The sequence below is a fragment of the Streptomyces sp. AC558_RSS880 genome (assembly GCF_019049255.1).
In the GTDB taxonomy this organism is placed as follows: Bacteria; Actinomycetota; Actinomycetes; order Streptomycetales; family Streptomycetaceae; genus Streptomyces.
Genome location: NZ_JAGMUJ010000084.1, coordinates 296,699 through 320,460, shown reverse-complemented (window position 1 = coordinate 320,460; position 23,762 = coordinate 296,699). Strand labels below are relative to the sequence as shown.

General features: G+C 72.5%; 21 protein-coding genes and 2 pseudogenes. 6 read left to right on the top strand and 17 right to left on the bottom strand.

Annotation, left to right across the window (positions count from 1 at the left end; translation table 11 throughout):
• Together KUM38_RS26220 and KUM38_RS26215 are read left to right on the top strand one after the other, a co-directional pair.
• Positions 1–645, top strand: a complete 645-nt coding sequence (locus tag KUM38_RS26220) for a DJ-1/PfpI family protein (RefSeq protein WP_217132421.1) — start codon at positions 1–3, stop codon at positions 643–645.
• Entirely contained in the window at positions 642–1,373 is a 732-nt protein-coding gene (locus tag KUM38_RS26215; RefSeq protein WP_217132418.1) for a DJ-1/PfpI family protein, read from the top strand. The genes KUM38_RS26220 and KUM38_RS26215 overlap by 4 nt, the downstream gene beginning before the upstream one ends.
• Before the next feature lie 168 nt (positions 1,374–1,541).
• Here KUM38_RS26215 and KUM38_RS26210 read toward each other — a convergent pair whose 3' ends face one another.
• Entirely contained in the window at positions 1,542–2,108 is a 567-nt protein-coding gene (locus tag KUM38_RS26210; protein WP_254397732.1) for an ATP-binding protein, read from the bottom strand.
• Between the two features lie 263 nt (positions 2,109–2,371).
• On the opposite strand from KUM38_RS26210, the gene KUM38_RS26205 reads away from it, so the two are divergent.
• The gene (locus tag KUM38_RS26205) at positions 2,372–3,247 is read left to right on the top strand and encodes a helix-turn-helix transcriptional regulator (protein ID WP_217132416.1); all 876 of its coding nucleotides are present in this window, start codon (positions 2,372–2,374) and stop codon (positions 3,245–3,247) included.
• 56 nt (positions 3,248–3,303) lie between these two features.
• Positions 3,304–4,119, top strand: a complete 816-nt coding sequence (locus tag KUM38_RS26200; protein ID WP_217132408.1) for an SAM-dependent methyltransferase — start codon at positions 3,304–3,306, stop codon at positions 4,117–4,119.
• A gap of 52 nt (positions 4,120–4,171) precedes the next feature.
• Here the strand turns inward: KUM38_RS26200 and KUM38_RS26195 are convergent, their stop codons facing one another.
• Together KUM38_RS26195 and KUM38_RS26190 are read right to left on the bottom strand one after the other, a co-directional pair.
• Complete coding sequence (locus KUM38_RS26195) at positions 4,172–4,732, bottom strand: GNAT family N-acetyltransferase (protein WP_217132406.1); 561 nt, start codon at positions 4,730–4,732, stop codon at positions 4,172–4,174.
• 176 nt (positions 4,733–4,908) lie between these two features.
• Positions 4,909–5,898 carry a YafY family protein gene (locus KUM38_RS26190; RefSeq protein WP_217132404.1) on the bottom strand — a complete coding sequence of 330 codons (990 nt, stop codon included), beginning with the start codon at positions 5,896–5,898 and terminating at the stop codon, positions 4,909–4,911.
• A 33-nt stretch (positions 5,899–5,931) separates the two neighbouring features.
• Between KUM38_RS26190 and KUM38_RS26185 the strand changes: the two are divergent.
• Positions 5,932–6,432: pseudogene (locus KUM38_RS26185) on the top strand (DUF664 domain-containing protein); the annotation flags it as partial.
• A gap of 45 nt (positions 6,433–6,477) precedes the next feature.
• Here the strand turns inward: KUM38_RS26185 and KUM38_RS26180 are convergent.
• The 14 genes and pseudogenes from KUM38_RS26180 to KUM38_RS42180 all read right to left on the bottom strand — a co-directional run.
• Entirely contained in the window at positions 6,478–7,260 is a 783-nt protein-coding gene (locus tag KUM38_RS26180) for an enoyl-CoA hydratase/isomerase family protein (RefSeq protein WP_217132403.1), read from the bottom strand.
• The gene (locus KUM38_RS26175; protein ID WP_217132401.1) at positions 7,257–8,522 is read right to left on the bottom strand and encodes a cytochrome P450; all 1,266 of its coding nucleotides are present in this window, start codon (positions 8,520–8,522) and stop codon (positions 7,257–7,259) included. The genes KUM38_RS26180 and KUM38_RS26175 overlap by 4 nt, the downstream gene beginning before the upstream one ends.
• A gap of 106 nt (positions 8,523–8,628) precedes the next feature.
• The gene (locus KUM38_RS26170; RefSeq protein ID WP_217132804.1) at positions 8,629–9,924 is read right to left on the bottom strand and encodes a cytochrome P450; all 1,296 of its coding nucleotides are present in this window, start codon (positions 9,922–9,924) and stop codon (positions 8,629–8,631) included.
• Between the two features lie 102 nt (positions 9,925–10,026).
• Positions 10,027–10,629 carry an ATP/GTP-binding protein gene (locus KUM38_RS26165; RefSeq protein WP_217132399.1) on the bottom strand — a complete coding sequence of 201 codons (603 nt, stop codon included), beginning with the start codon at positions 10,627–10,629 and terminating at the stop codon, positions 10,027–10,029.
• Positions 10,604–10,978: a DUF742 domain-containing protein gene (locus tag KUM38_RS26160; RefSeq protein WP_030827099.1), complete on the bottom strand. Its 375-nt coding sequence runs from the start codon at positions 10,976–10,978 to the stop codon at positions 10,604–10,606. The genes KUM38_RS26165 and KUM38_RS26160 overlap by 26 nt, the downstream gene beginning before the upstream one ends.
• Positions 10,975–11,376, bottom strand: coding sequence for a roadblock/LC7 domain-containing protein (locus tag KUM38_RS26155; RefSeq protein ID WP_217132397.1), 402 nt, complete (start codon positions 11,374–11,376; stop codon positions 10,975–10,977). Before KUM38_RS26155 ends, KUM38_RS26160 begins: the two co-directional genes overlap by 4 nt.
• Positions 11,373–12,581: an ATP-binding protein gene (locus KUM38_RS26150; RefSeq protein WP_217132395.1), complete on the bottom strand. Its 1,209-nt coding sequence runs from the start codon at positions 12,579–12,581 to the stop codon at positions 11,373–11,375. The genes KUM38_RS26155 and KUM38_RS26150 overlap by 4 nt, the downstream gene beginning before the upstream one ends.
• A 420-nt stretch (positions 12,582–13,001) precedes the next feature.
• Entirely contained in the window at positions 13,002–14,282 is a 1,281-nt protein-coding gene (locus KUM38_RS26145; protein ID WP_217132392.1) for a low temperature requirement protein A, read from the bottom strand.
• Between the two features lie 54 nt (positions 14,283–14,336).
• Positions 14,337–14,894: a vitamin K epoxide reductase family protein gene (locus KUM38_RS26140; protein ID WP_217132390.1), complete on the bottom strand. Its 558-nt coding sequence runs from the start codon at positions 14,892–14,894 to the stop codon at positions 14,337–14,339.
• Positions 14,895–14,944: 50 nt separating this feature from the next.
• Complete coding sequence (gene narI / locus KUM38_RS26135) at positions 14,945–15,691, bottom strand: respiratory nitrate reductase subunit gamma (protein ID WP_217132388.1); 747 nt, start codon at positions 15,689–15,691, stop codon at positions 14,945–14,947.
• Positions 15,691–16,497, bottom strand: coding sequence for a nitrate reductase molybdenum cofactor assembly chaperone (gene narJ, locus KUM38_RS26130; protein ID WP_217132386.1), 807 nt, complete (start codon positions 16,495–16,497; stop codon positions 15,691–15,693). The genes narI and narJ overlap by 1 nt, the downstream gene beginning before the upstream one ends.
• The gene (narH, locus tag KUM38_RS26125; RefSeq protein ID WP_217132384.1) at positions 16,494–18,038 is read right to left on the bottom strand and encodes a nitrate reductase subunit beta; all 1,545 of its coding nucleotides are present in this window, start codon (positions 18,036–18,038) and stop codon (positions 16,494–16,496) included. The genes narJ and narH overlap by 4 nt, the downstream gene beginning before the upstream one ends.
• On the bottom strand, positions 18,038–21,736 hold the full coding sequence (locus KUM38_RS26120) for a nitrate reductase subunit alpha (RefSeq protein WP_217132383.1): 3,699 nt from the start codon (positions 21,734–21,736) through the stop codon (positions 18,038–18,040). Before KUM38_RS26120 ends, narH begins: the two co-directional genes overlap by 1 nt.
• Before the next feature lie 119 nt (positions 21,737–21,855).
• Positions 21,856–21,966: pseudogene (locus KUM38_RS42180) on the bottom strand (ketosteroid isomerase); the annotation flags it as partial.
• Between the two features lie 522 nt (positions 21,967–22,488).
• Between KUM38_RS42180 and KUM38_RS26115 the strand changes: the two are divergent.
• Positions 22,489–23,736 carry an MFS transporter gene (locus KUM38_RS26115; protein ID WP_217132380.1) on the top strand — a complete coding sequence of 416 codons (1,248 nt, stop codon included), beginning with the start codon at positions 22,489–22,491 and terminating at the stop codon, positions 23,734–23,736.
• The last annotated feature ends 26 nt before the right edge of the window (positions 23,737–23,762 follow it).

Genomic DNA, 23,762 nt, shown 5'->3' with positions numbered 1-23,762 from the left:
ATGACCACGTACGGAATCCTGCTGTTCGACTCGGCGCAGGAACTCGACTTCACCGGCCCGTGGGAAGTGTTCACCACCTCCTCCGGGCTGCGCGACGGCAGGGACGACGTCCTGCTCGTCGCCGAACGCTCCGAGCCCGTCCGGTGTTCCCAGGGCATGCGGGTACTGCCGGACCGCACACTCGGCGACCACCCGCCCCTGGACGTCGTCCTCGTACCGGGCGGGCACGGCGCCCGGGAGGCCGAGACCCGCAACGAGCGGGTCACCGGCTGGCTCACCGGCACCGCCGCGCGCGCCGCCTGGGTGGTCGGCGTCTGCACCGGGACCTTCCTGCTGCACGCCGCCGGCCCGGCCCGGTCCCGCCGGGTCGCCACCCACTGGCAGTACGAGGAGGCGCTCGAAGAACGCGGCGACGTCACCGTCGTCCGGGACGCCCGCTATGTCGTCGACGGCAACCTGCTCACCAGCCAGGGCGTCTCCGCCGGCATCGACAGTGCCCTGTGGCTCGTCGGCCACCTGCACGGGCGCGAGCACGCCCGCGCCGTGCGCCGTGCCCTCCAGTACGACCCGGCACCGCCGTACCTGGCGGACGAGCCCGTCCCCCTGCCCATGACCGACCGGGAAATGGAGTACCGACCGAGATGAACCGCCGTACCCTCCTGCACGCCACCACCGCGCTCGGGGCCGCGACGCTGACCGCCGGCGCCGCCACCCGGGCCGACGCCGCCACCTCCGAAGCCCCCGGACGTGATCGACCCCTGCGCGTCCACGTGGTCATGTTCGACGGTGTGGAGGAACTCGACTTCTCCGCCCCGTACGAGGTGTTCTCCGCCTCGGGCCACTTCGCGGACCGGGAAGTGGAGACCCGCTACGTGGCGATCGACGGCCCGCGTACCGTCAAGGCCGCCTACGGCACCCGCCTGCGCGTCGACCACGGGTGGGCCCCCGAGGAGGCGGACCTCCTCGTCGTCCCCGGCGGCGGGTACGCGCGCCGCGAGGACCCCGGTGTGTGGGCCGAGATCCGGCGGGGTTCGCTGCCCCGGGCGCTGGCCGCCGCGACCCGCCCGGGGCTGACCGTCAGCGCGCTGTGCACGGGCGTGATGCTGCTCTCCGCCGCCGGGCTGACCTCGGGGCGCCCCTGCACCACCCATCACCGGGCGCGGGCCGACCTGGAGCGGCAGGGCGGCGTGCTGAAGAACGCCCGCGTGGTCGACGACGGCGACCTGGTCACCGCCGGCGGGGTGACCTCCGGACTGGACCTCGCCCTGTGGCTGGTGCGCCGGGAACTCGGCGCGGACGCCGCGGTCGGCCTGGAGGAGATGCTCGAGTACGAGGCCCGCGGCACGGTGTGGACGGCGCGAAGCAGCCGGTGAGCGGCTTTCGGCGGTCGCCGTCCCGGCACCCTGCCCCGGCACCCTGCCCCGGCACGCGCCGCCCGTCGTGGGCGATGCCGTGGGCGGGTGCGCGCGCCGTGCTTCGCCGCGGGGGTACGGCGCGGGACGCCGGGGGCTCCGGGCCCTCACCCGGGAGGCGCCCGCCGCTCAGGGCCGTGCGTGCCCTCCGCGGGGCAGGGCGAGTTCCGCCCAGACGACGCGGCCGTACCGGCCCGGGGCGCGGCCGACCCCCCAGTCGCTGCTCAGCGCGTCGACCAGGAGCAGCCCGCGTCCGTTCTGGTCGTCGGGGCCGGGCCTGCGGAGCACGGGCAGCTCCGGGCCGCGGGCCTGGTCCTCGACCTCGACGCGGATCCGGTCGGCCCGTACGCGCAGCCGGCAGACGATCCGTTCGCCGGCCGCGTGGGTGAGCGCGTTGGTGAGGAGCTCCGAGGCCACGACGACAGCGTCGTCGCACACCTCGTCGGGGACATCCCGCGCGGTGAGCAGCTCCCGCACACCGCCACGGGCGGTACGGACCGAGGCGGGTGTCGCCGGCAGGTCGAACGCGCGGGTCTCCGTATGGAGTTCGGCCCCGCGGGGTCCGGAGACGAGACGTCCGGGGCCGTCCGGCCGGGGGAGTGGAGCCGCCGGCTCGCCTCCGGCCGGTCCGGGGGAGGAGGGCTCGTTCCCGGCGTGGTGCAGCGGCCTGGGTAAGGGGAGCCGAGCCATCTCCATGGGCCTTTCGTCTGCTTGCGCACGAGGGGGCCGTCATGCACCCACCGGCCGCGGTCGATCGGCCGGTCCGGTACGGCCCTTCAGCGGGGCCGGGGGACGGTGCGAACACTCTGGCACTCGTCAACGGCGGTTCGCAACCGGCAAGTTGAAAATTGCATCTGACCGCGTGCATGCTGCTTCCGCCGACGAGTGATCGAACGTGTCCGTACCGGGCGATCGCATGAGACGGTGAGCCCGGAACACCCGATGTGAGGGGGCACGGCGTGACCGCGGAGACCGACTGGGGCGGTGCCCCCTCCGTCCTGCGCATGATCCTGGGCAGACAGCTCGAGGAGTTACGCGGCCGGGCCGGTCTGACCTACGAGGAGGCGGGCGCCGCCATCGGGGTCAGCCACTCCACGATCCGCCGGATGGAAGCCGCCAAGGTCGCCCGGCTCAGACTCGCCGACGCCGAGAAGCTGCTCCGTGTCTACGGCGTGACCGACCAGCAGGAGATCGACACCTTCCTGAAGTCGGCCCGTGAGGCCAACAAACGGGGCTGGTGGCACACCTACCGCGATGTCATGCCGGACTGGTTCGCCGCCTACCTCAGCCTGGAACAGGCCGCCCTGCAGATCCGCGCCTACGAGAGCCAGTTCGTCCACGGGCTGCTGCAGACGGAGGCGTACGCCCGTGCCCTGCTGAGCGCCGGCAATCCGCACGCCCCGGCCGAGGCCACCGAGCGCCGGATCGCCCTGCGGATGCGCCGGCAGGAACTGCTCGGGCGCGAGACGCCACCGCGGGTGTGGGTGGTGATGGACGAGACGGTGCTCCGCTGGCCGGTCGGGGGCCCGGACGTGATGCGGGACCAGATCGGCCACCTCGTCGAACTGAACCGCCTGCCGCAGGTGACGCTGCAGATCATGCCCTTCACCAACGGCCCCCACCCGGCCATGCGCGCCGGGTCCTTCCAGCTCTTCCGGTTCCGGGCGCGTGAACTGCCCGACGTCGTCTACCTCAACGGCCTGGTCGGCGCCGTCTACCTCGACAAGGGCGACGACGTCGTGGTGTACCGCGAGGCCCTCGACCGGGCCGGTGCCCAGGCGACGCCCACGACCAGGACCGAGGCCGTTCTCGACCGGATCCGCAAGGATCTCTGACCCGCGCGGCTCGTCCGCCCCGCCCCCAGAACCACGACCTGCGAAGGAGACACCCCGTGCCCGAGAACGGATGGCCGGCCGACCGCATCGACACCGAGAACGCGCACTCCGCGCGGATCTACGACTACATCCTCGGCGGCAAGGACTACTACCCGGCGGACCAGGAGGCCGGCGACGCCATGGCCCGGGAGTGGCCCGCCCTGCCCGTCCACATGCGCGCCAACCGGGACTGGATGAACCGGGCGGTCCGCTGGCTCGTCGAGGAAGCGGGCATGCGCCAGTTCCTGGACGTCGGCACCGGCATACCCACCTCCCCGAACCTGCACGAGATCGCCCAGTCGGTGGCTCCCGACTCACGCGTGGTCTACGTCGACAACGACCCCATCGTCCTCACCCTCTCCCAGGGGCTCCTGGCCAGCACGCCCGAGGGGAGGACGTCGTACATCGAGGCGGACTTCCGCGACCCGGCGAGCATCCTGGACGCCCCCGAACTGCGGGAGACCCTCGACCTGGACCGGCCGGTGGCCCTGACGGTGATCGCCATCGTCCACTTCGTCCTCGACGAGGACGACGCCGTCGGCATCGTCCGCCGCCTGCTGGAGCCGCTCCCCTCCGGCAGCCACCTGGCCATGACGATCGGCACCGCGGAGTTCGCCCCCGAGGAGGTGGGACGGGTGGCCCGCGAGTACGCGGCCCGCGACATGCCGATGCGGCTGCGCACCATCGACGAGGCCCACGAGTTCTTCGAGGGCCTCGACCTGGTCGAGCCGGGCATCGTCCAGGTCCACAAGTGGCACCCGGACGGCACCGGCGAACAGGGCGTCCGCGACGAGGACATCGCCATGTACGGAGCGATCGCCCGCAAGCCGTAGGGCCCCTGCCCGCGTCCGCGCCGGGAGCCGTACGGCGCCCGGCCCCGCGCCGTCACGAACCGGCCCGGAACCCGTCCGCCGTCATCCGCCGGACGACCTCGACGCCCACCTCCCCGGGCGCCGTCGGCCCCTCGGGCATCGGCCGGCGTCCGGCCTCGGTGAGTCCGGCGCGGCGGGCCACGGCCGCGCTCGCCCGGTTGGCGGCGTCGTGACGGATCTCGACGTGACGCACTCCCGCCAGCCGCAGGCCCTGGCGGACCAGGGCCGAGGCGGTCATGGTGGCCAGACCGCGTCCCGTCCAGCCGGGATGCAGCCAGTAGCCGATGTCGAGCCCGCCCGGACCGATGCGCCGGTACAGGCCGCAACTGCCCACCAGCGCGCCCTCCGACGTGATCCCGTAGGCGTAGGCCTGCCCACTGGCCCACTGCTCCTGGTTCCGGGCCAGGAAATCGGCGAGGTCCTCCCGGGTGGGCGGGTCGGACGCCCAGGGCATCCACGGCACCAGGTGCTCCAGCGACTCGTGGATCACCCGTTCCAGGGCGTCGAGGTCGTCCGGACGCCACCGGCGCAGCACGACCCGGTCGAAGGTGAGGATCCCAGCAGGCTCTCGCATGCCACAGATGCTCTCCCGGCCCACCGCCCCGGCGTCAACCGACTATCGTCTCCCGGGTGTCGACGGCGTGGTGGACCGTCGTCCCGTGACGGTCGTACAGGCGGGACGCCCGGGAATCCGGCGGCCCGGCCCGGGGGTGCAACGGCTTTTCGGCAACGGCTTTTCAGGACCGTGAATCACCCGCCGGGCGCACCGGCCGCCGCACGGGCGTAACGGCGTGCCAGGACCGCGAAGGCGTCCTTGAGTTGCTGCGGGCCGACCACTTCGACGGCGGCGTCGAACCGTCCGACGTCGGCGGCGAGGGCGGTCCACGACCAGGAGCCCAGGACGAGCCGGCAGCGGCCGGGGCCCAGCTCCTCGACGACGGCGTCGTGGGCGTGGCGGGACACGGTGGCGGCGGGCAGGTCCAGGATCACCTCGCCGCGGCAGGGCCACTCGCCGGAGCCGTCCGCTCCCCGGAACCTGCCGGTGACGAACGCGGCCACGTCGCCTCCGGGGACCTCGCGCGGTGCGAAGCGGGGCCCCGTGGGGCTGCGCGGGGTGATCCGGTCGGCGCGGAAGACGCGCCAGTCGGCGCGGTCGAGGTCGAAGGCGACGAGGTACCAGCGCCCGCCCCGGCTGACGAGACGGTGCGGCTCCACCCGGCGCGGCGGACGGGCGGCGCCCTCCGGCGGGGAGGCGGCGGCGTAGTCGAAGCGCAGCACTTCGCCGGCGTGGACGGCGGCGCTCAGCGTCATGAGCAGCGCGCCGTCGACGGACGGGTGCGGCCGGGCCGAGGACGGCTCCACGGTGGTCACCCGGAGGGTGTCGACGCGGTGGCGCAGCCGCGCGGGCATGACCTGCCGGACGGTGGCCAGGGCGCGAACCGCGTCCTCCCGGATCGCGGCACCCGTGGTGGCGGCGGCCCGCAGCGCGACGGCGAGGGCGACGGCCTGCCCGTCGTCGAACAGCAGGGGCGGCAGCCGGGTGCCGGCGTCCAGCCGGTATCCCCCGTCGGGCCCCTTGAAGGCCGCGACCGGATAACCGAGTTCGCGCAGCCGGTCCACGTCACGGCGTACGGTCCGCGGGCTCACCCCCAGCCGCTCGGCCAGCAGCGCCCCCGGCCAGTCACGGCGGGCCTGGAGCAGGGAGAGCAGGGAGAGCAGTCGGGCTGAGGTCTTCGGCATGCCGTCGATACTGCCCCGGGAAGAGGACACGACCTGACCGCCATGGCGCGCGGACCGAGCGACGAACAGGCCGGTGCGCGCCCGACGGCCGGCGCCCTGTGCCCTGTGCCCGGGCGGGCTGATCAAGCACGTCGCGGCCGTCGAGGAGGCGCGGACGGCCTTCGTGACCGAGGGCCCTTCCGCGCTGCGCCACGACCTGCCCGACGGCGTCACCTGGGCCGATCTCGCGGCCGGCACCGCCCGCGAGGTCCCGCGGTGGGCGATCGAGCACCGGAACGACTTCCGGACGCTGCCCGGCGACACCCTGGACGGCGTCCTCGCGTGCTACGAGCGGGTCGCCGCCCGCAGCGAGGAGATCGTCGCCTCCGTGCCCGACCTGTCGGCGACCCACCCGCTGCCCGAGGCCCCCGGCACGAGCCGGGAGCCGTGCGCAGCGCGCGCGGGGTGCTGATGCGCCTTATCGCCGGGACCGCGCGGCACGCGGGACACGCCGGCACCCTGCGCGGGACACTCGACGGGCGGACGTCCACCTGACCGGCGCGGATCACCGCGTCCGCCCGCCGAGCGGCACGCCCGCGGTCAGCCGGGCCGGTGCTGCTGGGTGAGGACCGCCGTCAGGAGTTCGGGATCGAACACCGAGGTGTCGGCGAGTCGGGTGGTGGCGGTGAGCGAGTTGAACATGGCCTTGGTGACCCGCAGGGCGGAGGCCGACCGCCGCAGGACGGGTTTGGCCCAGGCCATGACGGCGTCGTCGAGCGCGTCCCGCGGCACGGCCCGATGGAGGACCGACAGAGCGAGGGCCTCCTGGGCGTCGAAGACACGTGCGGTGAGGATCAGCTCCCGCACGCGGGCGGCCCCCACCTCGCTGATCAGGCGGGAGAGCAGCCCGCCCCAGGCGGGGGGCAGTCCGAGGGCGAGTTCGGGCAGGCGGAAGGACGCGGTGTCCGCACCCACGCGCAGATCGCAGGCGAGCGCGAGCCCGACGCCGGCGCCGACGGCCCTGCCCTGGACGCGGGCGATGGTGACGGCGGGGTTGGCGATGAGGGCCTCGCACACACGCAGGGCCTTCGTCCCGTTGACACGGACGCCGCCGCCGGTGGGGTCGTCGGCGAGGTGCTGGGGGAACTCGTGCCGGTCACCGCCGAGACAGAACTCGTCTCCGGCGGCGGCCAGCACCAGGACCCGTACCGCCGGGTCCTGGTCGTCGAGGACGGTGAGGAGGTCCTCCAGCATGGCGTCGGTGACGGCGTTGCCCTCTTCGGGGACGTTCAGTTCGACGGTGAGGAGAGGACCCTGCCGGTAGGTGCGGAGGGTCTTGAGTATCCGGTCGGCGGGGAGATCGGTGAGGGGACGGGTGCTCATGTCGTTACTTTCAGTGAAGTGATGCGGCGGAAGACGAGCCGGGAGACGTCGTAGGCGGGAGGTGCGGCGGGCCGCAGGGTCGGGAAGCGTTCCAGCACCTGGGCGATCAGCTCCCGGGCCTCGGTACGCGCGAGGGCCGCGCCGAGGCAGTAGTGGGCGCCGCTGCCGAAAGTGATGTGGCCGCCGCCACGCAGGATGTCGAAGACATGCGGATCCGGGTTGCGCCGGGGGTCATGGGCCGCCGAACCGTACAGGATGTGGACGGTGGTGTCCTTGGGCATGGGGGTGCCGGCGAGGACGATGTCGGCGGCGGCGACATGGGAGTTGAGCCACACCGGGGGGTCGTAGCGCAGGGATTCCTCCACCAGGTCCTCGATGTGCTCCGGGTGCGCGCGCAGCCACTCGGCCCGGGCGGGGTCCTCGGTGGCGAACCGCACCGCGTTGGTCAGCAGGACCGCGCTGGTCTCCAGGGAGGCGATGGTGATGAACATCGTGAGGTGGTAGATCACCCGGTCCGCGGCGGCGCGATCGTCCGGGTACCGCGCGTCCCAGTAGTGGATCCAGCCGGTGAGGACATCGTTGCCAGGGCGGGCCCGCCGGTCGCGGATCAGTTCGGTGAAGAAGACCCGCATCTCCAGCGTGGCACGGCCCGCCTCCGCGAGCTCTTCCCTGGTGGGGAACAGCTCCTGAGCGTAGGCCTGCCGGTGGGTGAAGTTCAGGATGTGCGCGAAGTGCTCTTCGGGGATGCCGAGCCACTCGCAGACCGTGCGAACCGGGAGCAGTTCGGCGACGGTGTGGACGAAGTCCGCCTCCCCGTCACTGCGCAGACGTTCCTCCAGGTCGTCCAGGAGGCCGGAGGCGAGAGCGGCGATCCGGGGACGCAGGCCCTCCAGGGTGGCGCGGTCGAACGGGTTGCCCAGGGCCCGTCGCTGACAGGTGTGCGTCGGGGGGTTGATACGGGACAGGGTCCCGGTCAACTCCTGGGTGGCCAACTCCTGCCAGCGACTCGGGTCGGGCTGCCGCTCCTGCCAGGCGAAGTCCGGCACGAGCCAGTCCCTGCTGCGCAGGACCTGGCTGCATGCCTCGAAACCGGTGACGAAGTAGCCGCCCCAGGGAGAAGGTACGACGTCTCCGAGGGCGCGCAACTCCTCCCAGACAGGGAGGGGATTGGCCTGTCCTTCGGCCGAACGCAGGTGCCGGAGGAGGGAGATGACGGCTCGGCGGTGGGTGGTGGTGCCGCGTATGTCGCCGACGGCGGTCACGCAGAGCTCCTTTTACTGGGCGCTGTTGATCACTACCGCCGGAACCTACCCTTCCCCCTTGCCTTGTCATGCACCCCTGGAGGTTGCTCCGGTCACATGCCGTGCGTCAGACGCGGAAGATGTCCAGGAAGCTGCTCCAGAATCCCTTCTTCCGCACCGGTTCCTGCCGTACCGGAGCGGACGACGGGAGCGGTTGTTGCGCACCCGGTGCCGCGGCCCGGTTCTGGAGCGCGGCCGCCATCCGGGTGGCCGGCGTGGGGCTGAACGTCACCGGCAGCGCGACCAGGGCCCGGTGGAACGGGCCCGGCCGCCACTGCAGGTCCTTCTCCGGCACGGCCAGGGTGAGGTCGGGCAGCGCGTTGAGCAGCCGTTCGATCGCGGTGATCGCGATGACCTGCGCCGGGTCCTTGGCGGGGCAGGCGTGCGGACCGGCGCCCCATGCCAGGTGGGCGCCCTTGCTGTGGGTGCGGCGGGCCTCGGCGAGCGCGGGGTCGCTGTTGGCGCCCGCGAAGGAGATGACGACCGGCGTGTTCGCCTCCGCCACATGGCCACCGAGATCGACGTCCTGGACCGGGTAGTGGGCGGCGTAGTTGGCGATCGGTGTCTGGTTCCACAGCACGTGATCGAGTGCCTCCTCGATCAGCATGCCGCTCTGCCGGCCGTCCGTCCCGGACAGCAGCAGCACCATGGCGTTGCCGATGAGGTTGCGCTCGGGTTCGATGCCGGCGCCCATCAACAGCGCCAGCTGGTCCTTGAGCTCCTCGTCGGTCAGCCCGGCCGGGTGCTGGATCAGCCAGGAGGTGACGTCGTCACCGGGCGAGCGCCGCTTGAGCGCGATCAGCTCCATGAGGCAGGCGGTGAGGTCCTCGTTGGCGCGCAGCGCGTCCTTGCCGTCGAAGATCGCCGACATGGCGGTGGTGAGGGTGTCACCGATGTCCGCGGGGCAGCCGAACAGCTTGTTGAACAGCAGCAGCGGCAGCAGCTTGGCGTAGTCGTTGAGCAGGTCGGCCCGGCCGCGCTCGCTGAACTGGTCGAGCAGGTAGTCGGCGATCGGCTCGACGTCACGCCGGATCCGGGTGATGTTGAGCCGGGCCAGGCTGTCCACCACGGCCTTGCGCAGCCGCAGGTGCACCGCACCGTCGGTGAACAGGCAGTTGGGCCGGTACGCCATCATCGGCAGCACCGGGTTGTCCATGCCGATGCGACCCTCGTTGAGTGCCTTCCAGCGGCGGGCGTCGCGGGCGAACAGCTCGGTGTTCTGCAGCACGCGCAGCGCCGTCTCGTGGCCGACGACCAGCGTGGCGTCCGTGCCGGGGGCGAGCTCGACGGGGCCGGCCGGGGCGTGGGCGCGCAGCCGGTCGTAGACCTGCTGGGGATCGGCGGCGAACGCGGCGTCGTGCATGGGGCATCTGCTGACGGTGGCGGCAGACGGTGCTTGGGGGTCCATGGAGTCTTCCTTAGGGGTCGAAGAACCGCTGTTCCCGGTCCGGGCGGCGCGGGGCGGTCAGGCCGCGCGGTCGAGCAGGTGCCTCACCAGGGCGATCAGCGCCCTGGCGGACGACTGCTGGTCGCGGGCGTCGCAGTAGACGACAGGGGTGTCCGGGAGCAGGTCGAGCGCCTCGCGCACCTCGGCCTCGCCGTAGGTGGCGGCGGGGTCGAAGCAGTTGACGGCGATGGCGTACTCCAGGCCGTACCGCTCGATGAGGTCGATGACCGGGAAGGTCTCCTCCAGACGTCCCGGGTCGACCAGGAGCAGCGCCCCGAGCGCGCCGCGGGCCATGTCCTCCCACAGCTGCATGAAGCGCTGCTGTCCCGGGGTGCCGAACAGGTACAGCACCAGGTCGTCGCTCAGGGTGAGACGGCCGAAGTCCAGGGCGACCGTGGTGGTGGTCTTGTCCGCCACGCCCCGCAGGTCGTCGACGTGGACGGACGCCTGGGTCATCTTCTCCTCGGTGCGCAGCGGAGTGATCTCCGACAGCGAGCCGATGAAGGTCGTCTTGCCCACGGCGAAGTGCCCGACGACGAGGATCTTGGCGGCGTTGGTCACCGCGCTGGAGACGTAGATGGACCTCTGCGCCGTCTCAGCCGATGAGGGATTGGAGTCCATTCAGAACCTTCTCGAGGGTCGCTCTGTCAACGTTCTGGGCCCGGGGCGGCTCGGCCCGGCGGAGCAGGTGTCCCTGCTCCGCTAAATCGGTGAGCAGCAGCCGGGCCACCCCGACGGGCAGGCCGAGGTGGCCCGCCACCTCGGCGACCGACAGGTAGCCACCCGCGCACAGCTCCCAGATCGCCCTGACCTCGGGGCCGGCTCCCAGCGGAAGCGTCCGCTCGGGAGCCAGGGTGACCAAGGTGTGCAGCGCCAGTTCGTCCGAGGACGGCAGGCTCCGGCCGCCCGTGATGACGTACGAGCGGACGAAGTCACTGGTGACGGGTGCTTCCTCGCCGGGCGTCGTCATACGCCGGCACCGTTGTCCGAGCGCGGGGCCACGCTCATCGCCTTGCTCAGCGCCGCCACCGTCTTCTGCATGCGGAACGACATGGCCTCCATGTCGACGTCCAGCGCCGCCGAGACGGCCAGGTAGGCGCCCTGCCCGGCCGCGATGAGGAAGATCCAGCCGCCGTCGTACTCCAGCAGCGTCTGCTTCCAGATGCCGTGCCCCGCCCCGACGAAACCGGCGACCGCCCGGCTCAGGGACTGCATGGAGCTCATCGCGGCGGCGTTCGTCTCGGCGTCGTCGCGTGAGATCTCGTCCGAACGCTGCAGCAGCAGGCCGTCACCCGAGACGAGGACCGCGTGGCGGGCTCCACGCACCTCGAGCACGTCGTTCAGCACCCACGACAGGTCGGTGTTCACTGGTGGTCAGGTCCTTCCGTGGTGTTGGTCCGTCCGAGCTGGGTGCCGCGCGCGAACGCCCCCAGGCGCGACGCGGTCACCTCGCCGGCCGACTCGGACGTCTGCTGGTCGATGGCTGCCGTGTCCTGCGGCGCCGGCACCACCGAGATGGGCCCCTGGCGCCGGCGACGCTTGGGCAGTCCGCCGGTCGTCGTGCCCACCACGTGGGAGGGGCCGACCGGGACGGGCGCCAGCCGCTGCGGGGCGCTCTCCCCGCCCTGGTCCGCGGGCTCCCGGACGGGTTCGGCGGGGGTGACGGCCTCGGCCGCCAGAAGGCTTTCCGGCACTCGGATCACTGCGCGCACTCCGCCGTAGGGGGACACCGAACCGACGGAGACGGCGAAGCCGTACCGTGCGGCGAGCATGCCGCACACCGCGAACCCGAACCGGGGCGGGTCGCCGAGACCGGTGATGTCGACGGGGCCGTCGGCGGACAGCAGCGCCGCCGCCCGGTCCTTGGTCTCCTGGTCCATGCCCAGACCGGCGTCGTCGACGATGAAGCACACACCCGTCGGCACGGCCTGGATGTTGACCTCGACCGGTGTGCCCGGAGCGCTGTACGTGGTCGCGTTGTCCAGCAGCTCGGCGAGGACCACCGCCACCGGCTCGACGGCCTTGCTGGTGACGGCGACGCTGGCCTGCGCGTGGATGCTCACCCGGTTGAAGTCCTTGATGCGGCCCTGCGCGCTGCGGGCCACGTCGTAGACGGTCGCCACCCCCTCGCGCCGGCCCAGCCATCCGCCGCACAGCACCGAGATGCCCTTGGCCCGGCGGCTGAACTGACTGCCGGTGTGGTCCACCGACATCAGGTCCGCCAGCACCTCGGTGTCGTTGCCGTACTTCTGCAGCAGCCCGTCCAGCAGCAGTTGCTGCTCCTCGGCGAGCGACTGGAGCGTGCCCATCGCCGACTTCAGTACCGCCTTGGTCGACGACTCCGCGTCCGCCCGGACGTCCGCGAGGTCACCGCGGTGCTGGGTGTCCAGGGAGGCGATGTGTCCCTGGAGCTGGTCGATCCGGCTCTGGGCCTGGCCCAGTCCGTCCTCCAGGTCCTTTTTCGTTTTTCGGAGCGCCAGATTGGTTCTCCGGGCCCGCTGCACTGCGAACACCGCAGCGACGAGCACCACAAGCAGGATCCATAGCAGCGGATCCCCGGTCAATGACGTCATGAGACTCTCTTCAAGTCGCATCGCGCCGGGAGTTCGGCAGATCCGCGCATGCGTGGGACGGGTCCGGGCCGTCGAACGGCACGGGCCCGCGGCGGACCAAGCCTCAACTCCTCAGCGATGGGGCCTTAGAGACTGTCCCCCGTACGCGTTCACGACGCGCCGCCAGCCTGCTGAAAGTTCGATGATCGTATCAGGCGGGCAGCGGCAACCCACCTTACCGGCCGGTCACTTGACAACCCTCACGAGACCCGCACACCACACCGCCGTACGGCCCCGGGAAGCCGGTGCCGCCGTGGCGACATGTACCGTACGTGCCCCGGTGAACCGGTGGAACGGGCCCCGGCGGCGGCGGAATCCACGCAGTGCCAACGGCATCCGACGGCCGCGTGGACACCACGGAAACGGGGCGTCGCGCGGGCCTCACCCCGTACCGAGGTCGCGCAGCATCCGCCGCTGGTGACGGTGACCGATCGTCTCGTAGCCGACCACGGTGACGAACGGGGCGAGCATCACCACCAGCAGGCACACCGCCGTCCCCGCCCCGGCGGCGGCGAGGAGCACCGCGGCGGCCAGCACCGCGAGGGTCAGCGAGATCAGCAGCAGGTGGAACCTGTCCCCCGCGGACAGCAGCAGGGTGTGCAGCAGATAGACCATCAGAAGGAAGAGGCCGACCGGCACGGCCAGCGACAGCACCACGGCGACATCGCCGATCCTCGCGTGGTGTTCCAGGTACAGTCCCGCCACGTGCAGCCCCGCGCCCGCACCGGCGATGCCGACGAACAGCGGGATGTGGCCGTAGCCGAAGAGGTACCCGCGACGACGCCGGTGGACCAGGACGGCACCGAACGGGGTGGTGAAGTACACCCACCACATGCCGAAGGTCAGCCCCACACCGGCGACGACCACGGCGACCGCGTCGGCGCTCCAGCCCGTCCCGGCCGCGCCGCCCAGGAGGTCACCGGACGAGGCGACGGTGCCGACCACCCCCTCGCCGAGCGTGATGATCGCGAACAGGCCGTACCGTTCCGCGACGTGGTGCGGGTGCCACGGAGTGCCGTCGGCCCGGCCCTGGGCGAGCAGCGGCAGCAGCAGCTCCGCGACCCCCAGCACGGCGAAGGCGACGAACGCCACCGCGAGCGTCAGATGCGTGAACCCGACCACGATCCAGGCGATCTGGACCAGCACGGTCCAGCGCAGGTTCCGCATCCCCACGTCGTGGAACGGCGGGGACTCACGGGCCGCGCGCCACCACTGCAGCACCATGGCGATCCGTATCACGACGTACCCGATCACCATGGCGCGCAGCTCCAGGTGCTCGCCCTCCTCGACCGAGTGGAACATCGCCGGCAGGCCGAGGGAGAACACCACGACACCGACCATCTGCACCATGGTCAGGACCCGGTAGTGCCAGTCGTCGGTGGCGAACGCGGAGGAGAACCAGCTGAAGCTGATCCAGGCGACGCTGATCGCGAACATCGCCAGGGTGAAGGCGCCGACGGCCTCCAGGGCGTGGTCCTCGGCGAGCATCTCGGCGAAGTGGGAGGCCGCGGTGCCCACCGCCACCACGAAGGTCAGGTCGAACAGCAGCTCCAGAGGCGTGGCGGACCGGCCCGGTTCCGCCGGGTCACGGCCGGTCATCGGCCTCCGGCTGTGCGCCAGCCTGCCACCGCCGGCCGGGCTGATGTGTTCGGGGTCACTCATGAGCAGCATGATGACGCATGCGCACGGGAGCGCCGCCGACATCGGCGGATCCGGCTACGGCAGGCCGCTCCAGTACGTCCGGAAACGGGTCAGGACGAGCAGCACGACCACGCCGTACCAGCCGGCCGGCAGCAGCCAGTGGCTCTCCAGGACCAGGTTCAGGGCGGCGCGCCCGCGCCGGGGCACGGGAAGGACGCCGTGCGCGCAGTCGCGCAGGGTCACGTACCAGAACAGGGCGACGGTCACGACCCAGACGACGGCGCAGTACGGGCAGAGGCGGTCGAGTTCGTACAGCGACTGCCGGATCAGCCAGTGGACGAACCCCACCGCCGCCGACGCCCCGCCGTTCAGCGTCAGCCACAGTGCCCGGTGGAGCCGCGCCCCCGTCAGCACGCCCACGCCGAGGGCGGCCACCGCGGCGAAGGCGCCCAGGCCGATCAGCATGTTGGGGAAGCCCAGCAGATTCCCCTGCGGGCTCGCCATGGCGCTGCCACAGCCCACCACCGGGCTGACGTCGCACGACGGTACGTAGTCGGGGTCCTTGAGCAGACGCCGGTCGTCGATCGCGAGGCGCAGGGAGGCGAGCCGGCCGACGGCCCCGGTCAGCGTCATGAGCCGGCCGATACGCCTGCCCGGTGCCGTCGCCGGGCCGGCCGGCCCGCTCATACGGCCCGCCGCCCGCCCGGCGCGGTGCCGGCGCCCCGCCGCCGAGGCGCCCCCGCGGCCGCGCGCCGCCGGTAGACCACGTAGGGGCGTACGAGGTAGCCGACCGGCGCGCTCCACACGTGGACGAGCCGGGTGAACGGCCAGGCGGCGAAGAGCAGACAGGCGGTGAGGGCGTGGAGCCGGAACAGCAGCGGGGCCCCGGCGATCGCCCCCGGCTCGGGGGAGAGGGCGAACAGCCCGCGGAACCACACCGAGACGGTGGAGCGGTAGTCGTAACCGGCGCCGAAGACGTTGTGGGCGGCGGTGGCGGTGATGCCGAGCAGCACGGTGGCCGACAGCAGCGGGAAGAGGACCTTGTCGCTGCGGTCGGTGCCGAGCCGGACCCGCCGGCTCAGCAGCCGGCGGGCGCACAGCATGCCGAGGCCGGCGACCATGGCGACCCCGGCGACCGAACCCGCCCACACGGCGGTGGTGTGGTAGGTGTGCTCGTCGACGCCCACCGCCTCCGTCCAGGAAGCCGGCACCGCGAGGCCGACGGCATGCCCGGCGATCACCATGAACGCGCCGAGGTGGAACAGCGGGCTGCCCCAGCGCAGCCACCGGTGCTCCAGGAGCTGACTGGTGCGCGAGGTCCAGCCGAACTGGTCCTGGCGGTAGCGCCAGACGTGCCCGACGGCGAACACCGTGAGGCAGACGTAGGGGACGGCGACCCAGAGGAGGAGGTCGGCTGCGGAGGTGTTCATCAGCGGTCTTCCTGACGGTGTGCGGCGGACGGCGGCACGAGGGCGGGCGGAGCCTGATCGGGCGGGACGAACGCGCCCGGCGGCGCGAACTCACCGGCCCCGTACGTCCCGTACGGGTCGAGGCCGACGTCCTCGTTCGGCGGGCCCTCGGCGGCCAGCTCGGCCACCGCCCGCAGATCGGCCCCGGTCGGCGGCGGCAGCAGCGCGATCAGCGCCGCGAGGACGTGCCGGTAGGGGGAGCCCGCGTCGGCCAGGGCGCGGTGGATCAGTTCGATGCCGCGCCGGTGCTGCCGCAGCGGGGCCTCGCCCCGGCCGGGACCGGCCAGGGCGGCGAACTCGAGGACGACGGGGAGGTGGTCGGGGAGTTCACCGCCGTCGGTGTCCCAGCCGGCCGCGCGGTACCGCTGGGCGAGGGTGAGCAGGGCCATGCCGCGGCGGCGGGTGTCGCCGTGCAGGTAGTAGGTGAGGTGGAGGCCGCTCCTGCGGCACAGGTCGAACCTCTCGACGTAGTGCCGCTCCAGGGCGTCGGTCTCCTGTCCGGCGAACCAGACGGTGAACTCGGCCAGGTGCTCGGCGGCGGGCGAGGGCGGCAACGCCTCGACGCTCGCGGTGAGCACCGGCCGGGCGGCGGCGAGATCGGCGTCCGGGTACTGGAGCAGCAGCGACATCAGCCGCAGCAGCAGCGCCCGTCGCTCCGTCTCCTCGGGGGTGAGCGGGGTGGTGCGGGGGGTGCGGTCCGGGCGGCGCAGGGCCGCCCGGACCCTGGTGCGGACGATCCCCGGCACGGTGGACGGCAACGGGCTCACGGCCGGCCTCCTGCGGGAGTCCCGGAGGAGCGGCGACGCAGGGTGGGAATGCCGAGCATCACGCGGCGGCCGTCGGAGGGCTCCGGGTCGCCGGAGGACTCGACGGGGCAGCGGTTCTCCATGGCGGTCGGCGCGGCGGCGTCCTCCTTGTGCGCGGCGGGAACGACATAACGGTCGGCGTACTTGGCGACGGCGAGCAGCCGGTGCAGCTCCTCGGCCTCCCGCGCGGTCAGCCCGACGGCCTTGAGCGCGGTCTCGTCGCCCTCCTCCCCGAGGGTGCGTTCACGCATGTACGAGCGGAGCGCGGTGAGCTTCATCAGGACCCCGCCGACCACATCGGTGTCCCCGGCGGTGAACAGCTCCGCCAGGTACTCCAGCGGGATGCGCAGCCGGGTGACGGCGGCGAACACGTGGTCGGGGTCGTCCTGGTCGCCGCCGGCCGCGTCGACGGCGTCGAGGACGGGGGAGAGCGGCGGCACGTACCAGACCATCGGCAGGGTGCGGTACTCCGGGTGCAGCGGCAGCGCCACCTTGTACGTCGACACCAGGGCGTGCACCGGGGAGCGGCGGGCGGCGTCCAGCCAGTCCTCGGGGATGCCCGACTCCCGTGCGGCGGCGGCGACTTCGGGATCGTGCGGGTCGAGGAAGACACCGCGCTGGGCGTCCAGCAGGTCCTTCTCGTCAGGGGTGGCCGCCGCCTCGCCGACCCGGTCGGCGTCGTACAGCAGCAGGCCGAGGTAGCGCAGCCGGCCCACGCAGGTCTCGGAACAGACGGTGGGCTGGCCGGCCTCGATGCGCGGGAAGCAGAACGTGCACTTCTCGGCCTTGCCGGTGGCGTGGTTGACGTACACCTTCTTGTACGGGCACGCCGTCACGCACATCCGCCAGCCGCGGCACTCGTCCTGGTCGACCAGGACGATGCCGTCCTCCACCCGCTTGTACATCGCGCCGGACGGACAGGCCGACACACAAGCCGGATTGAGGCAGTGCTCGCACAGCCGGGGGAGATGGAAGAGGAAGGTCTGCTCGAACTCGAACCTGACCTTCTCCGCCCACGCGCCCGACAGGTTGGGGTCGGCGCCGGCGTTCTCGGGAGCCCCGCCGAGGCCGTCCTCCCAGTTGGCGCCCCAGGTGATGGAGGTGGGTTCGCCGGTGAGGACCGAGCGGGGCCGGGCGACCGGCATGTCGGGCCCGGCGGGGGCGCTGATGAGGGTGTCGTAGTCGTAGGTGACCGGCTCGTAGTAGTCCTCCAGGGACGGCAGGTCGGGGTTGGAGAACAGCGACAGCAGCCGCTTGACCCGGCCCCCGGAGCGCAGCACCAGGCGTCCGCGCCTGTCGAGCATCCAGCCGCCCTTCCACTGCCGCTGGTCCTCGTAGCGGCGGGGGTAGCCGACACCGGGCTTGGTCTCGACGTTGTTGAACCAGGCGTACTCGACGCCGGTGCGGTTGGTCCACGTCTGCTTGCAGGTGACCGAGCAGGTGTGGCACCCGACGCACTTGTCGAGGTTCATCACCATCGCGATCTGGGCCATGACCCTCATCAGTAATCAACCTCCTGGGAGCGGCGGCGGATGACGGTGACCTCGTCGCGCTGGTTGCCGGTCGGTCCGTAGTAGTTGAAGGCGTAGGTGAACTGGGCGTAGCCGCCGGCGAGATGGGTGGGCTTGAGCAGCAGGCGGGTCAGGGAGTTGTGCATGCCGCCGCGCCTGCCGCCGACCTCGGTCTTCGGCACGTTCACGTTGCGGTCCTGGGCGTGGTACATGTACACGGTCCCCTCGGGCATCCGATGGGTGACCACGGCCCGGCAGGCGACGACGCCGTTGCGGTTGTACGCCTCGATCCACTCGTTGTCCTTGACGCCGATCCTCTCGGCGTCCTGAAGCGACATCCAGATGACCGGACCGCCGCGGGACAGGTCGAGCATGTACTTGTTGTCCTGGTAGTTGGAGTGGATGGACCACTTCGAGTGCGGGGTCAGGTAGCGGACCGTGACCTCGGCCCGCCCGTCCTCGTGCAGCTGCTCGTCGCCGTAGTGCCGCGGGGTGTTCAACGGCGGCCGGTAGACGGGCAGTTGCTCGCCGAGCTCGGTCATCCAGTCGTGCTGGACGAAGAAGTGCTGGCGGCCGGTGAGGGTGTGCCAGGGCTTGAAGTGTTCGGTGTTGATGACGAACGGGGAGTAGCGGCGCCCGCCGGTCTCCGAGCCCGACCACTCGTAGGAGGTCATCACCGAGCGCGGCTGGGTGCGGGTGTCGGCGAAGGTGATCCGTTCCGCCTCGCGTTCGGCGGCGAGTTCCACCAGTCCCGCGCTGCCGGTCTGCCGCTCCAGCTCGCGGAACCCCTCGGTGGCCAGGCGGCCGTTGGTGGTGCCGGACAGGGCCAGGATCGCCTCGCACATGTCGGAGGCGGTGGCCAGCGACGGCCGGCCGGCGGCGATTCCGTCCCGGACGGTCCCGTTGCGCCGACGCAGGTCCTCGATCTCCCGGTCGGGGTGGACGGTGACGCCCTTGGTGGTGGTGCCCAGGGTGTCCAGCAGCGGGCCGACGGCGCGCATCTTCTGCGCGATCGTGGCGTAGTCCCGTTCGATGACGACCAGCTTCGGCATGGTCTTCCCGGGAACGGGTTCGCACTCGCCGGTCCTCCAGTCCCGCACCACCCCGCCGGGCTGGGCGAGTTCGTCGGGGGTGTCGTGCGTCAGCGGCACCGCCAGGACGTCGGTACGCGTTCCCAGGTGCTCGGCGGCCAGATCGCTGAACTTGTCGGCGACGGCGAGGAAGCCGTCGTAGTCGGTGCGGGCCTGCCAGGGCGGGGCGATGGCGGGGGTGAAGGCGTGCACGAAGGGGTGCATGTCCGTGCTGGACAGGTCGTCCTTCTCGTACCAGGTCGCGGCCGGCAGGACGACGTCGGAGAGCAGGCCGGTGGAGGTCATCCGGAAGTCCATGGTGACCAGCAGGTCGAGCTTGCCCTCGGGCGCCTCGCGGTGCCAGACCACCTCACGCGGGCGTCCCTCCGGCGGGGTCTCCTCGGAGCGGACGGCGGCGTCCGTGCCCAGCAGGTGCCGCAGGAAGTACTCGTTGCCCTTGCCCGACGACCCCAGCAGGTTCGCCCGCCACACGGTCAGCACGCGCGGGAAGTTGGCCGGGTCGTCGGGGTCCTCGGCGGCGAACCGCAGCCGCCCCGCCTTCAGTTCGTCCACGATGTGCTCGGCGACCGGACGCCCCAGCGCCGCCGCCTCGTCCGCCAGGTCGAGAGGGTTGCGGTCGAAGCCGGGGTGACCCGGCGTCCAGCCCAGCCGCACCGCCTGCGCCAGGCAGTCGGCGAACGTCTTGCCGGCGAGTCTGCCCCTGCCCAGCGGGGAGGCCAGCTCGTCCGCCCCGAACGCCTCGTACCGCCACTGGTCGGAGTTGAGGTACCAGTAGGAGGTGCCCGCCATGTGCCGGGTGGGCCGCTGCCAGTCGAAGGCGAACGCCAGGTGCTGGAAACCGGTGAGGGGACGGACCTTCTCCTGCCCGACGTAGTGCGCCCAGCCGCCGCCGTTGACGCCCTGGCAGCCGGTCATCGTGGTCAGTGCCAGGAACGCCCGGTAGATCGTGTCGGAGTGGAACCAGTGGTTGGTGCCGGCCCCCAGCGCGATCATCGAACGGCCCTGCGTCCGCTCGGCGTTGCGGGCGAACTCCCGGGCGATCCGGGCCGCCTGCTCCGCCGGCACGGACGTGACCGTCTCCTGCCAGGCCGGGGTGTACGGCTGCGAGGCGTCGTCGTACGAGGAGGGCCAGTCGCCGGGCAGCCCCGGGCGCCCGACGCCGTACTGCGCCAGCATCAGGTCGAAGACGGTGGTGACCAGGCGGCCGCCGACGCGGTGCACCGGCACTCCGCGCAGCATGCTCGAACCGCCCTCGGTGGGGCCCTCGTCGAAGCGGGGCAACGCCACGGCGGCGGTCTCCCGTGCCCGCCCCAGCAGGCTCAGCTCGGGGACGACGTCACCGAGGTCGAGGTTCCAGCTGCCCGCCCCGCTCTTCGCCCAGCGGAAGCCGAGCGAGCCGTTGGGGACGACGGGCTCGCCCGTGGCCGAGTCCAGCAGGACGGTCTTGGAGTCCGCGTTCTCGTCCTGCCGCCCCAGGTCGGCGGCGGTCAGGAAGCCGTCGGGCACCAGGCCCGCACCGTGCTCCCGCAGCGTCACCAGGAAGGGCGCGTCGGTGAACCTGCGCAGATAGTCCCGGAAGTACGGCACCTCGCGGTCCACCAGGAACTCCCGCAGGATCACATGTCCCATCGCCATCGCCAGCGCGCCGTCGGTGCCCGGGTGCGGTGACATCCACTCGTCGGCGTGCTTGACGTTGTCGGCGTAGTCGGGGCTGACGGCGACGACCTTGGTGCCGTTGTAGCGGGTCTCGGTCAGGAAGTGGGCGTCGGGCGTGCGGGTGACGGGGATGTTGGAGCCCCACATGATCAGATAGCCGGTGTTCCACCAGTCCGCCGCCTCCGGCACGTCCGTCTGGTCACCGAACACCTGCGGGGACGCCACCGGAAGGTCGGCGTACCAGTCGTAGAACGACAGCAGGGTGCCGCCGATCAGCGACATGAACCGGGAGCCGGCCGCGAACGAGGCCATCGACATCGCCGGGATCGGCGAGAAGCCGACCACCCGGTCGGGGCCGTACTGCTTGATGGTGTGCACATGGGCGGCGGCGACCAGTTCGGTGACCTCGTCCCAGCCGGCGCGCACCAGGCCGCCCTTGCCGCGGGCCCGCTTGTAGGCGCGGGCCTTCGCCGGATCACCGGTGATCTCCGCCCAGGCGGCCACCGGGTCGCCGAGCCGGCGGCGCGCCTCGCGCCACATCGTGAGCAGCGTGCCCCGGACGTACGGGTGACGCACCCGGCCGGGCGAGTAGGTGTACCAGGAGAACGACGCCCCGCGCGGGCAGCCGCGCGGCTCGTACTCGGGGCAGTCGGTGCCGATCGACGGGTAGTCGGTGGCCTGGTGCTCCCAGGTGATGATGCCGTCCTTGACGTACACCATCCAGGAGCAGGAACCGGTGCAGTTGACGCCGTGGGTGGAGCGCACCACCTTGTCGTGGGACCAGCGGTCCCGGTAGAAACCCTCCCACTTCGGGTCGCCCTCACCGAACACCGCGCGCCCGTCGGACGAGACCTCACGGCGGTTCAGCAGCCTGCGCGCGGCCAGCGGCCAGCCCCGCGGGGCGAGGGCCTGTTCCCGGGGTGCGCTCTGATCGTTCTCCATGGCCGAGAACGCTAGGTTCCGGCCGCACGGGCGGCCTTGGGCCGAACGGCCCCGCCCACCCCTCCTTCCGGCCCGTTCCCCGTCCACCGGTCAGGGCCCCTCGGCGCGCCCCTGCCGCCTCACCCGTTCCGCGGCTCGAACGCCCGGGCGACCGCCGGGCTGTCCTCGTGGACGTGGTGCCGGGTGACGAGGCCGTCCCGGACCGTGAGGTGCAGGGCGAACCGGGCCCGGGGTCCCCCCTCCGCCGATCCGGCGCAGCGACTCCCCGACGACGGTGCGCGTCTGCGCGGAGGTGGCCGTGGCCACGGCTCCGCCTCCTCGTCCCTGCTGACGTGGAGCCCCGTCCTCGCCCGCGCGCACCGGTCCGGCGACCGCCTCCCGGGTGAGGGCGGACGGCCCGCCCGCCGCGGGGAGGGACCTTCGGCCCACCCGATCGGGACCGGCCGGCCGGGGTGCCGGCCCGGCCCCGTGCGGGAGGCCGGCACCGACCGATCCGGAGGTGCTGATCCGCTTCGGCTACGGCCCCGAGGCGAAGGGCACTCCGCGCGCCACGGCGCGTCCGTCCGTCCCTCCGGTGCCGCCCGCCGTTCGGACCCCGATTCCGGGACCGCCGGACCCCGCCGATGAGGACTGACGGCCCACTCGCCCACCGCCTCCCGCTGCGGACAGTGACTGCGGGACGCCGGGACACAGCCTGGTACCCGCGGCGCCGACTGATCCGGGCCGCACCGCGAACAGGGAGGACGGGCGGCATGCTCCAGCCGTCGAGCAAGTCGAATCGAGCACCGGAACCCGGTGCGGCCGTGACCGGCCGGGCCTGGCTGATGCTGGCCCTGGCCACGACCGGGTTCGCCCTCAACTTCTGGGCCTGGGCACTGCTCAGCCCCCTCGCCCCCCGGCTGAAGGACTCCTTGGGCCTGTCGTCGTTCGAGCAGTCGCTGCTGGTGGCGGTTCCCGTCGTGGTGGGCTCCCTGGGCCGCGTCCCGGTCGGCGCGCTCACCGACCGGTTCGGCGGACGGGTGATGTTCCCGCTGGTCTCGGCGGCCACCATCGTGCCCGTGCTCTACCTCGGCCTGGCCGGGCACTCCTCGCTCGCCGCGCTGCTGGCCGGCGGCCTCTTCCTCGGCATCGGCGGCACCTCCTTCGCCGTCGGCGTGCCGTTCGTCAGCGCGTGGTTCCCGCCCGAACGCCGCGGCCTGGCCATCGGCGTCTTCGGCGCCGGCATGGGCGGCACCGCGATCAGCGCCCTCACCACGGTCAAGCTGGTCGACGCGTACGGGATGGCCAACCCGTTCCTGATCACCGCCGCGGCGCTGGCCGGGTACGCGGTGGCCGCCGCCCTGCTGCTGCGCGACGCCCCCGGGCGCACCGTGCCGGCCGGGCCGCCGGCGCCCCGTCCGGCCGCGACCTTCAGGCTGGGCATCACCTGGCAGGCGTCCGCCCTGTACGCGGTGGCCTTCGGCGGCTACGTCGCCTTCTCGGTCTACCTGCCCACCTACCTGAAGACCGGTTACGGCCTCACCCAGGCGGACGCGGCCAACCGGATGGCGGGGTTCGTGCTGCTGGCCGTGGCCATGCGGCCGGTCGGCGGCTGGCTGTCGGACCGTATCGGCCCGGTACGGGTGCTCGCCGGTTCGCTGGCCCTCGTGGTCGCCGGAGCGCTCGCCCAGTCGTTCACCCCCGCCCTGGCACCCGTCGGCACCGTCGCGTTCCTCTCCCTGGCCGCGGCGCTCGGCGCCGGAAGCGGCGCCGTCTTCGCCCTCGTGGCGCTGCTGGCCCCGGCGAACAAGGTCGGCTCGGTCACCGGTGTCGTCGGTGCGGCCGGCGGCCTCGGCGGCTTCCTGCCGCCGCTGGTCATGGGCGCCCTGTACGGCGCGTACGGCTCCTACGCCGTGGGCCTGGTACTGCTGGCCCTGGTGGCCGCGGCGGCCCTGGCCCACACCGCGACCGGCGTACGCAGCGGGGTCACCGCTCGCGTCCCCGCCGGCCGGCCGAACTGACCGTCACATCCCCGAGGCGTCACGCC

Bases quoted from the DNA above. Each gene is read 5' to 3' on its own strand.
- KUM38_RS26160 (WP_030827099.1), bottom strand. From the start codon at position 10,978: ATGACGACGCCCGGCGAGGAAGCACCCGTCACCAGTGACTTCGTCCGC.
- KUM38_RS26150 (WP_217132395.1), bottom strand. From the start codon at position 12,581: ATGACGTCATTGACCGGGGATCCGCTGCTATGGATCCTGCTTGTGGTG.
- KUM38_RS26215 (WP_217132418.1), top strand. From the start codon at position 642: ATGAACCGCCGTACCCTCCTGCACGCCACCACCGCGCTCGGGGCCGCG.
- KUM38_RS26170 (WP_217132804.1), bottom strand. From the start codon at position 9,924: ATGCACGACGCCGCGTTCGCCGCCGATCCCCAGCAGGTCTACGACCGG.
- KUM38_RS26190 (WP_217132404.1), bottom strand. From the start codon at position 5,898: ATGCCGAAGACCTCAGCCCGACTGCTCTCCCTGCTCTCCCTGCTCCAG.
- KUM38_RS26120 (WP_217132383.1), bottom strand. From the start codon at position 21,736: ATGGAGAACGATCAGAGCGCACCCCGGGAACAGGCCCTCGCCCCGCGG.
- narI (WP_217132388.1), bottom strand. From the start codon at position 15,691: ATGAACACCTCCGCAGCCGACCTCCTCCTCTGGGTCGCCGTCCCCTAC.
- narH (WP_217132384.1), bottom strand. From the start codon at position 18,038: ATGAGGGTCATGGCCCAGATCGCGATGGTGATGAACCTCGACAAGTGC.
- KUM38_RS26210 (WP_254397732.1), bottom strand. From the start codon at position 2,108: ATGGAGATGGCTCGGCTCCCCTTACCCAGGCCGCTGCACCACGCCGGG.
- KUM38_RS26220 (WP_217132421.1), top strand. From the start codon at position 1: ATGACCACGTACGGAATCCTGCTGTTCGACTCGGCGCAGGAACTCGAC.
- KUM38_RS26165 (WP_217132399.1), bottom strand. From the start codon at position 10,629: ATGGACTCCAATCCCTCATCGGCTGAGACGGCGCAGAGGTCCATCTAC.
- KUM38_RS26140 (WP_217132390.1), bottom strand. From the start codon at position 14,894: ATGACGCTGACCGGGGCCGTCGGCCGGCTCGCCTCCCTGCGCCTCGCG.
- KUM38_RS26195 (WP_217132406.1), bottom strand. From the start codon at position 4,732: ATGCGAGAGCCTGCTGGGATCCTCACCTTCGACCGGGTCGTGCTGCGC.
- KUM38_RS26145 (WP_217132392.1), bottom strand. From the start codon at position 14,282: ATGAGTGACCCCGAACACATCAGCCCGGCCGGCGGTGGCAGGCTGGCG.
- KUM38_RS26115 (WP_217132380.1), top strand. From the start codon at position 22,489: ATGCTCCAGCCGTCGAGCAAGTCGAATCGAGCACCGGAACCCGGTGCG.
- KUM38_RS26180 (WP_217132403.1), bottom strand. From the start codon at position 7,260: ATGAGCACCCGTCCCCTCACCGATCTCCCCGCCGACCGGATACTCAAG.